Origin of the sequence: Saccharothrix texasensis (assembly GCF_003752005.1) — a bacterium.
GTDB lineage: Bacteria > Actinomycetota > Actinomycetes > Mycobacteriales > Pseudonocardiaceae > Actinosynnema > Actinosynnema texasense.
In genome coordinates this window covers 5,946,401-5,959,652 of the sequence record NZ_RJKM01000001.1, presented here as the reverse complement: position 1 = coordinate 5,959,652, position 13,252 = coordinate 5,946,401, and the positions used below count along the sequence as shown (strand labels likewise).

11 protein-coding genes are annotated in these 13,252 nt (G+C 74.2%); all 11 read right to left on the bottom strand.

What is annotated here, in order from left to right:
- Positions 1-157: 157 nt before the first annotated feature.
- A complete protein-coding gene (locus EDD40_RS41920; RefSeq protein ID WP_170185201.1) occupies positions 158-517 on the bottom strand; it encodes a hypothetical protein in 360 nt (119 codons plus the stop codon).
- A gap of 26 nt (positions 518-543) precedes the next feature.
- On the bottom strand, positions 544-1,878 hold the full coding sequence (gene glmM, locus EDD40_RS26355) for a phosphoglucosamine mutase (protein WP_123748290.1): 1,335 nt from the start codon (positions 1,876-1,878) through the stop codon (positions 544-546).
- Between the two features lie 115 nt (positions 1,879-1,993).
- Positions 1,994-2,626 carry a 30S ribosomal protein S9 gene (gene rpsI, locus EDD40_RS26350; protein ID WP_123745306.1) on the bottom strand — a complete coding sequence of 211 codons (633 nt, stop codon included), beginning with the start codon at positions 2,624-2,626 and terminating at the stop codon, positions 1,994-1,996.
- A complete protein-coding gene (gene rplM / locus EDD40_RS26345; protein ID WP_053718450.1) occupies positions 2,623-3,066 on the bottom strand; it encodes a 50S ribosomal protein L13 in 444 nt (147 codons plus the stop codon). Before rplM ends, rpsI begins: the two co-directional genes overlap by 4 nt.
- A gap of 289 nt (positions 3,067-3,355) precedes the next feature.
- Positions 3,356-3,652: a WXG100 family type VII secretion target gene (locus EDD40_RS26340; RefSeq protein ID WP_123745305.1), complete on the bottom strand. Its 297-nt coding sequence runs from the start codon at positions 3,650-3,652 to the stop codon at positions 3,356-3,358.
- Between the two features lie 76 nt (positions 3,653-3,728).
- On the bottom strand, positions 3,729-4,040 hold the full coding sequence (locus EDD40_RS26335; RefSeq protein WP_053718448.1) for a WXG100 family type VII secretion target: 312 nt from the start codon (positions 4,038-4,040) through the stop codon (positions 3,729-3,731).
- Between the two features lie 146 nt (positions 4,041-4,186).
- Positions 4,187-4,609: a hypothetical protein gene (locus EDD40_RS26330; RefSeq protein WP_148088918.1), complete on the bottom strand. Its 423-nt coding sequence runs from the start codon at positions 4,607-4,609 to the stop codon at positions 4,187-4,189.
- Between the two features lie 16 nt (positions 4,610-4,625).
- Entirely contained in the window at positions 4,626-6,440 is a 1,815-nt protein-coding gene (locus EDD40_RS26325; RefSeq protein WP_123745303.1) for a type VII secretion-associated protein, read from the bottom strand.
- A 122-nt stretch (positions 6,441-6,562) separates the two neighbouring features.
- Positions 6,563-9,673: an AfsR/SARP family transcriptional regulator gene (locus EDD40_RS26320; protein ID WP_170185200.1), complete on the bottom strand. Its 3,111-nt coding sequence runs from the start codon at positions 9,671-9,673 to the stop codon at positions 6,563-6,565.
- A gap of 54 nt (positions 9,674-9,727) precedes the next feature.
- A complete protein-coding gene (locus EDD40_RS41130; RefSeq protein WP_148088917.1) occupies positions 9,728-9,919 on the bottom strand; it encodes a hypothetical protein in 192 nt (63 codons plus the stop codon).
- Between the two features lie 529 nt (positions 9,920-10,448).
- On the bottom strand, positions 10,449-13,193 hold the full coding sequence (locus EDD40_RS26315) for an AfsR/SARP family transcriptional regulator (RefSeq protein WP_170185199.1): 2,745 nt from the start codon (positions 13,191-13,193) through the stop codon (positions 10,449-10,451).
- Positions 13,194-13,252: the final 59 nt, after the last annotated feature.

The following is a 13,252-nucleotide window of genomic DNA, read 5'->3' as shown; positions in this document are numbered from 1 at the left end:
TTCACTCCCCTCCGCGGCCCGGAGGCCACGACCCAACTCGACGACTCGCCCCTTTTCGACGCGACGCTTCGGCGTGCGGTTCCCATGGTGGCAGGGCGGCGGGCCGCCCGGCGGCGGTTCCGGCCTGGTCCTTGCAGGTGTGAACGGCGTGCGGACGTCAGCCCTGCGGCGGCGGGCCGGTCGGCGGCTGCGGCGGGCCGGTCGGCGGCTGGGGCGGCTGGTGACCGTGGGGTGGGTACTGGCCGCCCGGCTGACCCGGCCGGCCCGGGAACTGCTGGCCCGGGTGCGGTTGTCCTGGGTAGGGCTGACCCGGGTAGGGCTGACCCGGGTGCGGTTGACCGGGGTGCGGTTGGCCCGGGTAGGGCTGACCGGGATACGGCTGACCAGGAGGTTGACCCTGGTAGGGGCGGGAGGCCTGCTTGCCGCCGCTCTTCTTCACCAGCACCACGATCCCCACGACGATGCCGATCAGCACCACCGCGATGATCGCCATCTCGACGAAACCGATGTTGCCCATCCCCGAACCCCCGAACGACTCGCGCGTCAGTGCACCGAGGAAACCACACCGGCGAGCCGCTGCGCGGCGGACTCCGCGAGTTCGGGCGTGGCCGCCTCGACCATGACCCGCACCAGCTGCTCGGTGCCGGACGGGCGCAGCAGCACCCGGCCGGTGTCGCCGAGCTCGGCCGTCACGGCGGCGACCGCCTCGTCGACGGCCGGGTCCTTCGCCACGGCCGCCTTGTCGCCGACGACCACGTTGATCAGCACCTGCGGCAGCCGGCGCATCACGCCCGCGAGCTCGGCCAGCGGCTTGCCGGTCTCCGCCATCCGCGACATCAGCCGCAACGCGGTCAGCAGGCCGTCGCCGGTGGTGGCGTGCGCCGGGAGGATCACGTGCCCGGACTGCTCGCCGCCCAGCGCGAACCCGCCGGCGCGCAGCTCCTCCAGCACGTAGCGGTCGCCGACCGCGGTGGTCTTGAGGGCGATGCCGTGCTCGCGCATCGCCAGGTGCAGGCCGAGGTTGCTCATCACGGTCGCGACCAGCGTGTCGTCGGTCAGCTCGCCGGCTTCCTTCATGCCCAGCGCCAGCACCGCCATGACCTGGTCGCCGTCGAGGTCGTTGCCGTCGGCGTCGACCGCGACGCAGCGGTCCGCGTCGCCGTCGTGCGCGATGCCGAGGTGGGCGCCGTGCTCGACCACGGCGGCACGCAGCTTCGCGACGTGGTTGGAACCGCAGTCGTCGTTGATGTTGAGCCCGTCCGGCGCGGTGTGGATCTCCACGACCTCGGCGCCCGCGCGGCGGTAGGCGTCCGGCGCGGCCACGGACGCGGCGCCGTTCGCGCAGTCCACCACGACCTTGAGGCCGTCCAGGCGGTGCGGCGTCACCTTCAGCAGGTGCTGCACGTACTGGCCCTCGGCGTCCTCGATGTCGCGGACCCGGCCGATGCCCGCGCCGGTCGGGCGGTGGTCGCGGTCGCCGAGCTTCTGCTCGATCTCGTCCTCGACCGCGTCGGGCAGCTTGTGCCCGCCCGCGGCGAACAGCTTGATGCCGTTGTCGGGCATGGGGTTGTGCGAGGCGGAGATCATCACGCCGACGTCCGCGCCGAGCGCCGACACCAGGTAGGCGACCGCCGGCGTCGGCAGCACGCCCGCCCGCAGCACGTCCGCGCCCGCCGATGTGAGGCCGGCCACCACGGCCGCCTCCAGCATCTCGCCGCTGGCCCGCGGGTCGCGGCCGACGACCGCGACCGGGCGGTGCGAGCGGTCGTGCTCGGCCAGCACCCGTGCCGCCGAGGCGGCGATGGACAGCGCGAGTTCCGGGGTCAGGTCCGCGTTGGCGAGACCGCGTACGCCGTCAGTGCCGAACAGCCGAGCCATGATCGCCGTGACCTCCATGCACACCGGGCAACAGGGGGTAAAACACTGCGGGAGCAGCAGTTCGACGAAGAACTGACTGCTCCCGCAGGGTGGTGCTCGCTCGACCAGGGAAAGGTCAGCGCTTGCTGTACTGAGGCGCCTTGCGGGCCTTCTTGAGACCGTACTTCTTCCGCTCCTTGACCCGGGGGTCACGGGTGAGGAAGCCGGCCTTCTTCAGCACCGGGCGGTCCTCGGAGTCGACGGCGATCAGCGCACGCGCGATCGCGAGGCGCAGCGCACCGGCCTGGCCGGTGGTGCCGCCGCCACGCAGGGTCGCGATGACGTCGAACGTCTCCGGCTTCTCCGTCGTCACCAGGGGCTCGCGGATGAGCTGCTGGTGCACCTTGTTCGGGAAGTAGTCGTCCATCGACTTCCCGTTCAGGGTGAACTTGCCGGTGCCGGGCAGGAGCCGCACGCGGACGATGGCCTGCTTGCGCCGGCCGACCGTCTGCGCGAGGTGGTGCGCACCCGCGTTGAGGGTGTGCCGCACGACGGGCGTGCCCTCGACCTCGGCGTCCTCGGCCTCGTCGGCGTCGGCTTCCGCGGTCTCGGCTTCGGTGGCCTCGGCGTCAGCAGCCTCGGCCTCGGGGGCCTCCGCCTCGACGGTGTCGGTCTCCACCGCGTCGCTCTCCACGGCGTCGGTCTCGACGGCGTCGAGCTCGGCCTCAGGGGTCGTCACGTCGTTGTCCTCGGTCTGGTGCTCGGTCACTGGGCGACCTTCTTGATCTCGAACGGCTGCGGCAGCTGCGCAGCGTGCGGGTGGTTCGGGCCCGTGTAGACCTTGAGCTTGCCCGCGATCGCACGGCCGAGGCGGTTCTTGGGCAGCATGCCCTTGATCGCCTTCTCGACCAGCCGGTCGGCGCGGGTGTCGAGCACCTCGCCGAACGAGCGCTGGCTCAGGCCGCCCGGAAAACCGGAGTGCCGGTACACGAACTCCTGATCACGCTTCTTGCCGGTCAACGCCACCTTGTCCGCGTTGATGACGATGACGAAGTCACCGGTGTCAACGTGTGGGGCGTAAGTCGGCTTGTGCTTGCCGCGCAGCAGCGTCGCGGCCTGGGTGGCGAGCCGACCGAGCACCACGTCCTGGGCGTCGATCACGTGCCAGGTTCGGGTCACCTCGCCGGGCTTCGGGCTGTACGTGCGCACGGGTCTACCTCGTCGTCACTTGCGTCTGGGGTCATTGCGGCGGCTGCTCAGGCCAGAGACCCCAGGTGGGCAGAGGACCAGAACACGAGGTACGCATAGTGCGCACCAGTTACCGCACAACAACGTAGGAAGATACCGGTTGGGGTCGGGGCGGGTCAAAACGACCCCTCCTAAACCCCCCGGACCGGCCTCGACCGACCCGGACCGCACCCTGGCGAACCGGCCGAAACACGTACGTGGGCCCCGGATCCTCGAGGATCCCGGGGCCCACGGGGGGTCGTGCGGCAGATCAGGCCCAGCGGCCCTGGTTCTTGGACTCAGCCGCCTGGTAGGCGTCGGTCGCGGACTGGACGGCCGTGCCGATCTGGGCCAGCACCTGCTGGAGACCCGCGGCGGACTCGTCCCACGCGCGCTGCGCCTCCTGGTAGCTCGCCGACGCGCCACCGTCCCACTGGGCGATGACGGGCGCGAGGCGCGACTTCAGGTTGTCCAGCTCGGACTGGATCTTGCCGGCCTGGCCGCTGATGTCGCCTGCCGCGCTGCTCAGCTGCCCGAAGTCAACCTTGATGTTGTTGGCGTCGACCATGATCTCCCCTTGGAAGTGAAGTCAGAAAGAAGAAGGAAAGCGAAAGAAACGGAAACGCGACCTGAATTCGGATGGATCAGCCGCCGAGCCGGTTGGTGATGGCCGACATCTCCTGCGCCTGCTCCTCTTCCTGCTGGATGTAGGTCGCCGCGCTGCCGTCCATCTGCTCGGCGATGTCCATCAGGGCCTTCTGCAGCTTGTCGGCGTCCTCGCGGAAGCGCTCCATCAGCTTGTTGAAGGCGATGGCCGCGCCACCCTGCCACGCGCTGGACAGGCCGTCGATCGTGTTGCCGAGCTGACCCAGGACGCCCTGGACGTTGCCGTTGGTGCTGACGATGTCCTTCGCTGCGCCGACGAGCTCTTCATGTCCGGTGGAGTAACCAGCCATTGGGTGCGACCCCCTTGGTCGAAGTGATCAGGCGTTCTTGGTTCGTACGCCTCTTACGACGCAGACCTTGCCATGCCCGGTTCCACGCTGTCGCGACTTCTCCGGAAGTAGTTGCGGGTGTAAACGCGACGGGTCGCGGAACGGGGTCAGTAGAGGATTCGCGCTTGCGAAAAGTCCTCGTCATCGCCCCTTTCGGGGGGCAGTTGGCCGCTCGGGCCCGCCACCGCGCGGGAACCGGTCGCCGGGCGCGGTGGAACTGCATTTGCATTCGCGTCCGTTTGCTCTCGCGATTTCTCCGGCGCGAGCAGTTCCCCGCCCGGGGGCAGCTCCGGCACCGGCAGGCCGCGGTGGTGGCGGAACCCGGTGGCGACCCGCTGCACGTCCGGCGACGTCGGCGCGTGCCCGTCCGGCCGCACCTGCCGCGCCTTGGCCTGCTCGGCGAGCTGCCGGTTCCGGTCGCGCTGGGCGGCGTTCTTCGCGCCCGCGGCGTCCGCCGCGCGCTGGCCCCTGGTCACCGCCGCGTCGAGGTCCGAGCGGAACCGGGCCAAGGCCTCCGGGATGCCGGTCATCACATTCCCCACAAAGTCAGCTGGTCACGGTCAGCGTGCGGACGACCTGCTCGCACGCGGGGCGGACCCGGTCGTGCCCGTCCTGGGGGTACTGGCACCCCACGCTGACCTGCACGTCGTCCTGGAACAGCACGTACCAGTCGATGACGGCCGACTCCACCACTTCCCGGTAGTAAACGACATCCTTGGTGGCGAAGTCGGCGGAAGCGTCGAAATCGGACACGTTCGCCCGCTGGTCGTACTGGCCGCGCAGCTCGGTCTCGGCCCGCGCGGGGTCCTGGGTGGCGTTGTAGTTGAGCCGCCGCTCCTCCACCGCGATGACGTCGAGCCCGGACCCGGGCTCCTCGGGCTTGAGCAGCACCTTGCGGGTCTCGACCTGGCCGCCGGTCTGCTGCCAGCCGCCCGGCACGGTGAAGCTGTAGTCGTACTGCGCGATGATCCTGCCGTCGGGCGTGACGGACGTCTCGGCGGAGGACGTGGGCGGCGTGGTCGGCTCGCCGGTGGTGGCGTCGCCCTTGCCGAGCACGTAGGCCGTGGAGGCGGCGGCGATGGCGAGCACCGCGGCGACGCCGACCACGACCAGCGGCACGCGGCTGCGGCGCGGCGGGGCCGGCGCGGGCACGGGGGCGGGCGGCGGGAAGTACGACGGCTGCGGGAACCCGGCGGGCGGCGACGCCGTGATCCGCCGGGTGATCTTGCGGGTCTGGTCGTCGGTGATCTTGCGGGTGACGTCGCCCCGGCCCGCGGGCAGCGCGCCGGTCCGCAGCGGGTCCGTGCTCACCGCGCGCAGCGCGCCCCGGGCGACCACGGTCTCCGGCTGGTCGATGCTCGTCGGCACCACGCCGGACTGCTCCAGCACCAGGCGGGCCACCAGCGGGATGCGGCTGGACCCGCCGACGAGGAACACGCCGGCGAGGCCGCGCGGGTCGAGCCCGGCGTCGCGCACCGCCGTCACCACCAGCGCGGCGGCGCGCGTGAGCGGCGCGCTGATCAGGCGTTCGAGGTCGGTGCGGGTGACGTGGGCGTCGGGGAACGGCGGCGGCATCGGCACGTCGGTGTAGGCGTGCCGGGACAGGGTCTCCTTCGCGCCGCGCACGTCCTGGCGCAGCACCCGGCGCTTGCGGCGGTCGGACAGCTCCCGGCCCTCCACGAGCTGCCGCCACGCGTCCGGGTCGCCGGGCGAGACCAGGGAGCCGATGTGCTCCAGCAGCGCCTGGTCGACGTCCGCGCCGCCGAAGCCGGGGTCGCCCTTGGTGGCCAGCACGCGGAACGCGCCCCCCTGGCGGGCCACCACGCTCGCGTCGACCGTGCCGCCGCCGAGGTCGAGCACCGCCAGCGCCGCGCCGTCCGGGATGGCGTGGCTCGCCGAGTGGAACACCGCCGCCGCGACCGGCTCGGGCACCAGCCGCAGCTCCTGGCCGAGACCCCGGGCGGCCTGCAGCAGCACCCTGGTGCGGATCGCGCCCCAGTCGGCCGGGTGGGTGAGCACGAGCAGGTCGACCCGCGCGCCGCCGGCCACGTGCCGCGCCTCGTCGACGGCCCTGGTCAGCACGGCCCGCACGACGTCGACCACCGGCAGCACGCTGGAGCCGAGCAGCAGCTCGCCCTCGTCGACGCGGCGCTTGGGGTGCGGCTCGTAGCGGGACGGGTCCACCGCCGCCTGGCGTTCGGCCTCCTGGCCGACGAACAGCGTGCCGTCGGCCGCGGCGAACACGGCGGAGGGCACGATCGGCTGGCCGTCGACCACGACGACCTGCGGTTCGCGGCCGTGCAGGGACATGGCGACGCAGGTGCTGGACGTGCCGAAGTCCACCGCCACGCGCAAGCTCATCCGTCATCCCCTCGTCGGCCGGGGCGGGCCTGCATATGCATACCCCACCGGACCGACCCTCCGCTGCGGGGTCGGCGTCACCCGCGTCGGCCCCGCCGGTTCGCGCGCGACGCACGACCAGGTCAGGACAGCAGCGCGCGGGCTTCGTCCGCCTCCGGCATGCCCATCTCCTCGGCCAGCTCCAGCGCTCGCCCCAGCGACGCCCCGTCCCCGGTGAGCTCACCGAGCAGCAGCCAGGTCCGCGCCTCGTCCGGCCGGTACCCGTACTGCCGCTGGGTCACCAACGCCGACTCGGCCGCCGAGCGCGCCGCGGCCAGGTCGCCGTGCGCCCGGTGCACCGCGGCGGACACCGTCCTGGCCCGCGCGCCGACCATCCGCGCGCCCATGGTCGAGGCCAGCTCGACGGCGCGGCCGACGGTCGAGGGCGCCGCCTCGTCGCCCGGGTCCACCGAGGCCACGCCGATGAGCGCGTGCACCTCGCCCAGGCGGTAGCCGCTCTCGATCGCGGCGCGCAGGGCGACCCGGTACCGCCGCGAGGCCGCGACGCGGTCGCCGAGCCGGTGCTCGACGCCGGCCAGCGTGTTCAGCGCGTCGACCGCGTTCCAGTTGTCGTCGGACTTCTCGGCGACGGCCAGCGACTCGCGCGCGAACCGCGCCGCCGCCGGGTAGTCGCCGAGGTGGCTCGCGATCACCGCCAGGTTGTCCAACGTCGCCGCCTGGCCCCGGCGCGCGCCGGCGTCGCGGAACAGCCGCAGCGCCTGCTCGCGGAGTTCGCGCGACCGGTGCGGGTCGCCCTCGGCCAGCTTGACCCCGCCGAGCACGTTGAGCACCACGGCCTGGCCGATCGGCGAGCCCGCCGTCACGAGCAGGTCGAGCGCCTCGCACAGGACCGACCTCGCCTCGACCAGGTCGCCGCAGTCGTACAGGGCCGTGCCGAGGTTGGACAGGCTGACCGCCTCGCCCCGCCTCGGCCCGATCGCCCGGTCCGCCGCGTGCGCCTGCCGGAACGTCCGCGCGGCCCGGACCAGCCGACCCTGCTGGTGGTGGACGCTGCCGAGACCGCCGAGGGCGATCGCCCGGCCCTTGGGCCAGGCGCCGCGGTCACCGAGGGCCACCACCCGCTGGTAGTGCTCGGCCGCCTCCTGGACCTGGCCCACCGAGTAGGCGTGGACCGCGAGGCACAGCCCCACGGCCATCTGCCCGACCTCGTCCGACGCCGACCGCGCGGCGGCCAGGGCGGCGCGGCCCGCGTCCGCCCAGCCGTCGAAGTGCCGGCGCGCCCAGGTGAACACCCTCATGCCGAACAGCAGGCGCCAGGACAGCTCGCGGGGCCCGTGACCGGCGGCGTCGGTGATCGCGGCGACCACGTTCTGCCGCTCGGCCGCCAACCACCGCGCCGCCGCCTCGCCGTCGGTGAACGGACCCGGGTCGACCTCCTCCTCGCCGGTGGTGTGCGGCGCGTGCGGGTACAGCAGCGCCGACGCCGACACGACCCGGCGGAGGTAGCCGCGGCACAGCCGCGCCCGGCCCTCGGCCGCCTCCGCCTCGCCGACGAGCCCGCGCGCGTACTCGCGGACCAGGTCGTGCAGCCCGTAGCGGCCCTGCCCGTCGTGCTGCACCAGGTTCGCGGCGGCGAGCCGGTCCAGCACCCGGCCCGCGTCGTCGCCCGCGCCGGTCAGGTCGGCGACCGCGTCCCGGTCGAAGTCCGCCCCCGGCACGACGCCGAGCAGCCGGAACACCCGCCGCGCCGGGCCGTCCAACGCCCGGTGGGACAGGTCGAACGCGGTGCGGACGGCGGCCTGCGGGTCGTCCTCGACCGCGAGCCGCGCCACGCGGTCGCCGCCGCGCAGCGCCGCCAGGTAGGGGCCGAGGCCGTGCGCCGCCGCGTTCGCGACCGCGATGCGCAGCGCGAGCGGCAGGTGACCGCACAGCCGGGCCAGCTCCGCCAGGTCCGCCGGGTCGGCCTCGGGCACGGCCGCGCGCAGCAGGCCGGCGGACTCCTCCGGCGCGAGCACGTCCAGCCGCAGTGCGCGCGCACCGTCCAGTGCGGACAGTCCGCGCAGCTCGTTCCGGCTCGTCACGACGACCAGGGACGAGGCCGTGCCGGGCAGCAGCGGTCGCACCTGCTCGGCCGACGCCGCGTTGTCCAGCACCACCAGGAACCGCCGGTCCGCGACCAGCGAGCGGTACAGGGCGACCAGCTCGTCCAGGCCCTCCGGGATCCGCTCGGCGGCCACGTCCAGCGCGCGCAGGAACCGGGCCAGCACCTGCTCCGGCCGCACCGGGCCGGCCGGGTCGTAGCCGCGCAGGTTCGCGAACAGCTGGCCGTCCGGGAACACCGGCCGGGCCCGGTGCGCCCAGCGCACCGCCAGCGCGGTCTTCCCGATCCCCGCCGAGCCGGTGACGGCGACGATCACGACGGAACCGGCGGCGGAGGACACCGCGTCGTCCAGCTCCGACAGCTGAGGCAGCCGTCCCGCGAACCCCGCCACGTCCGGTGGCAGCTGCCGCGGCGCCGGCGCCCGCGTGGCCACGTCCTCGGCGCGCAGCATGCGGCTGAACAGGTCCTGCAGCTCGGCGGACGGGTCGACGCCGAGCTCGTCGGCCAGCGCCTCGCGGACCTCGCGGTAGGCGGCCAGCGCCTCCGCCTGCCGGCCCGACCGGTACAGCGCCCGCATCAGCCGCGCCCACAGCCGCTCGCTCAGCGGGTGCCGCCGGGTCAGCGACCGCAGCTCGGCCACCAGCCCGTCCGTGCGGCCGGCGTCGAGGTCGGCGTCGATCCGGCGCACGAGGACGTCGAGGCGTTCCTCCAGCAGCGGCACGACGTGCTCCCGGTGCAGCCAGTCCGACTCGACGTCGGACAGCGGGTCGCCCCGCCACAGCTCCAGCGCCTCGGCCGACCGGCCCTGGTCGGCGAGCTCGCGGAACACGTGCAGGTCCAGCGAGCCCGGCGGGACCTCGGCGACGTAGCCCTTGGTGGTCGTGCGCACCACGTTCGCCTCGCCCAACGCCTGCCGCAGCCGCCGCACCACCATCTGCAACGTCGCCTTGGCCCGGTCCGGGTTGGGCGCGCCGCCGTCCCACAACCGGTCGACCAGCTCGTCCGCCGTCACCGGCTGGTTGGCCCGCAGCAGCAGGATCGCGAGCAGCACCCGCGCCCGCCCGGCGGGGATCGGCACGGGCACGTCGCCGTGCCGCACCTCCAGCGGTCCGAGGACGTTGAACCCGATCACCAGACCCCCTTGGACCACTCTGTGGAGAAATCGTCTACGACACGCTCCAGGCCGCTATCCGGTTGCCCCGGCGCGGACCAGCCGCACGAAGTCGAAGTCCCGCACGCGGTCGGGCGTGGAGAGCAGGTGCGGCGCGGTCGGCGACACCCGCGCCTCGCCCGCCGGGACGACGACGGGGCGGCCCGCGGACCCGAACCCCGGCGGGCCGAGCACCCCCGACTCGGTCGTCACCAGGCTCCCCCGCACGGTGACGAGTGTACCGGCGCGATCACGCGCCGTGACGTGACGTGACGGTCGGCTCATCTCCACGCGGTGGGTGAGGCCGTCGTGAGAGGTCTGTGAGGCCCTTCCAGCACAGTGGGGGCGTTCACCGCCGCGACCCCCAGTGGGCGCGGGACCGGCGGTTCGCACGAGGGGGGAAGCCGGTCCCGGTGGCAGGTGCTCGTCGAGGGGGGCGACGCGCCCGCCCTGCCCTCGCGCGGTGACGACCGGACCGCGGGCTCCGCCGCGCTCTGCGCCGGGGAGCCCGCGGTCTCGGTCGCGGAGGTCCGCCGCCGGCGCGATCTCGGTGAGCCGGCGCCACTCGGCCGAGGCGGATCGGGTCGCCGAGGGTCTGCCGCGGCCGGGCCACCACCACGCGCGACGTCGCCTCGGCCCGCCGCGGGTCGGGCCGCTCGCCGTCCCACAGCCGCTCGACCGGCGGGCACGGCGAGCGGCCCGTCGCCGCGCCACACCTGCAGCGGCCCGAGGACGGCGAAGCGGGTCAGCGGCCCCGTCACGGCAGACCGGCCGCTTTCACCCGCAGCGCCTCGGCCGTGCCGTGGCCCAGCTCGTCCAGGATGTCCAGCGCCGCCCGCCACACCTCGCGGGCCGCGTCGTGGTCGCCCGCCAGCACGTGCGCGTCACCGAGCCGTTGCAGCGTCGCGGCCTCCTCGTAGCGGTCGCCGCTCTCCCGGTAGCGCGGCAACGCCTCCCGGTAGCAGCGGACGGCCTCGGCCAGGTCGTGCAGGCGGTGGTGGACGTAACCGAGGCTGTCCCACGTCGCCGCTTCCGCCAGCACGTCGTTGACCTCGCGGAACAGCACCAGGGCCCGGCCGCAGTCGGCCAGCGCCCGGTGCAGGTCCTCGCCGAGCATCGCGCGGGCCCAACCGACGGCGTTGAGCGCGCGGGCCGTGCCGGCGCGGTCGCCCAGCTCCTCGAACAGCGCCAGCGCCCGCTCGGCGTGGTGCAGGGCCTCGTGCAGCCGCTCCCACGCCTCGTACAGCCCGGCCAGGTGGCGGTGGATGTGCGCCTGGCTCTGCCGGTCGCCCAGCTCGCGCGCCAGGTCGAGCGCGGCGGTGAGGTGGGCCTCCGACTCGGCGAAGCGCCGCAGCGTGATCAGGATGCGGCCGAGGGCCCGGTTGGTCGAGGCGAGCGCCACCCGGTCGTCCAGCCGCCGGGCCGCGGCCAGCGCCGTGTCGAGGCACCGCGCCTGCTCGTGCCAGAACGACCGCAGCCGGGCGAACGCCGTGGTCGTCCACGCCAACTGCCAGGCGTGGGTGTCGAACCCGTGCGCGGCGGCGTGCCCGACCGCGGCGAACAGCGACGCCTGCTCCAGGTCGAACCAGGCCAGCGCGTCGGCCCGCTCGGTCAGCTCGGTGACCACCGCGCCCGGCGCGGGCGCGGCGATCGGCACCTCCTCGCGCTGCGAGTACAGCAACCGGTCGGCCGTGTTCGCGGTGTGCAGGTAGTGGTCGAGCAGCCGCCGCAGTGCTTCGCGCGGACCGCTCCGGTCCTCGTGCGCCGCGACCAGGTCACGTGCGCAGGCGTGCACCAGGTCGTGCAGCGTGAAGCGGCCCGGCGCCGGCTCCGCGATCATGTGCAGCCTGCTCAGCTCGCCCATCGCCCGGCGGGCGGCGGGCAGCGGCACACCGGCCAGGCTGGCCGCCGCCGGGATCGACACCTCGGGGCCCGCGTGCACGCCCAGCAGCAGGAACATCCGGGCCGCGGCCGGGCTCAACCGCTCGTAGGACCAGGAGAAGACCGTCTTGACGCTGGTCGTCGCCTCGCCCGTGTCGAGCGCCTCCAGCCGGGTCCGCTCGTCGGCCAGCTCGCCCGCCAGCGCCCGCAGCGCGAAGGCCGGGTGCGCCGCCGCGCGGGCCGCCACCACCGACAACGCCAGCGGCAGCCCGGCGCAGTGCCCGATCAGCTCGCCCACCGCGGCCGGCTCGGCCCCGACCCGCTCCTCCCCCAGCTGCCGCACCAGCAGCGCGGTCGCCTCCCCGTCGGACAGCACACCGAGCGGCAACGACTGCGCCCCCTCGCGCACCACCAGCCCGTCGAGCTGGTTGCGGCTGGTCACCAGGGCCAGGCAGCGCGGCCCGCTCGGCAGCAGCGGGCGCACCTGCTCGCTGTCCGCCGCGTTGTCCAGCACCACCAGCACCCGGCGCTCGGCCAGCAGGCTGCGGTACAGGCCGACCTGCTCGTCCAGCCCGGACGGCACGCGCTCCGGCGCCACGCCCAACGCGCCGAGGAACCCCCGCAACGCCTCGTCCGGGCTCATCGGCACACCCGTCGGGTCGAACCCCCGCAGGTTCACGTAGAGCTGGCCGTCCGGGAAGCGGTGCGCGCTCTGGTTCGCCCAGTGCAACGCCAACGCCGTCTTGCCGACGCCGGCCGTGCCGCTGATCGCCGCGATCACCACCGCGCCCGCCGACGCCGTGTCGAGCAGCTCCCACAGCACGGCCAGCTCGCCGTCGCGGCCGACGAAGAACCGGGTGCGCGGCGGGAGCTGCCGCGGCTTGTTCGAGGCGCCGCGGGTGTTCGGGCGCGCGACGACCGGCGCGGCGGTGAGGATCCGCTGGTGCAGCTCCTGCAACCGCGGCCCCGGGTCGACGCCGAGCTGCTCGGCCAGCAGCCCGCTCACCGACCGGTAGGCGGCCAGTGCCTCCGCCTGCCGGTCCGACCCGGAAAGCGCTTCCATCAACTGGCCCCAGAACCGCTCGCGCAGCGGGTGCTCGCGGGTCAGCGACCGCAGCTCGGGCACCACCTCCGCGGACCGGCCCGCCGCCAGGTCCAGGTCGAGCCGCCGTTCCAGCGCGTCGAGGCGCTCCTCCAGCAGCGGCGCGACGTCCTCGCCGTGCAGGACGTCCGACGGCACGTCCGACAGCGGCGCGCCGCGCCACAGGCTCAGGGCCTCGCCCAGCCGGTCGCGGTCGACCAGCTCGCGGAACCGGTGCAGGTCCAGCGCGCCCGGCGGCACGTCCGCCGCGTACCCGCCGGTGGCGGTGCGGACCACGTTCGCCGCGCCGAGCGACTGGCGCAGCCGGGTCACCACCATGTGCAACGTCGCCTTGGTGCGGCCCGGGTTCACCGACCGGCCGTCCCAGAGCCGGTCGACCAGGACGTCCATCGGCACCACGCTGCCCGCGCGCAGCAGCAGGCTGGCCAGCAGCACCCGCGCCTTGCCCGTCGGCAGCACCACCTGCCTGCCGTCGTGCCAGACCTCCAGGGGCCCGAGCACCTTGAACTCAGTCTCCACGTCACCCCCCGTACGTGCGGGGCGAAGCATAAAGCAACAGACCGACACTTTCCGGGCAC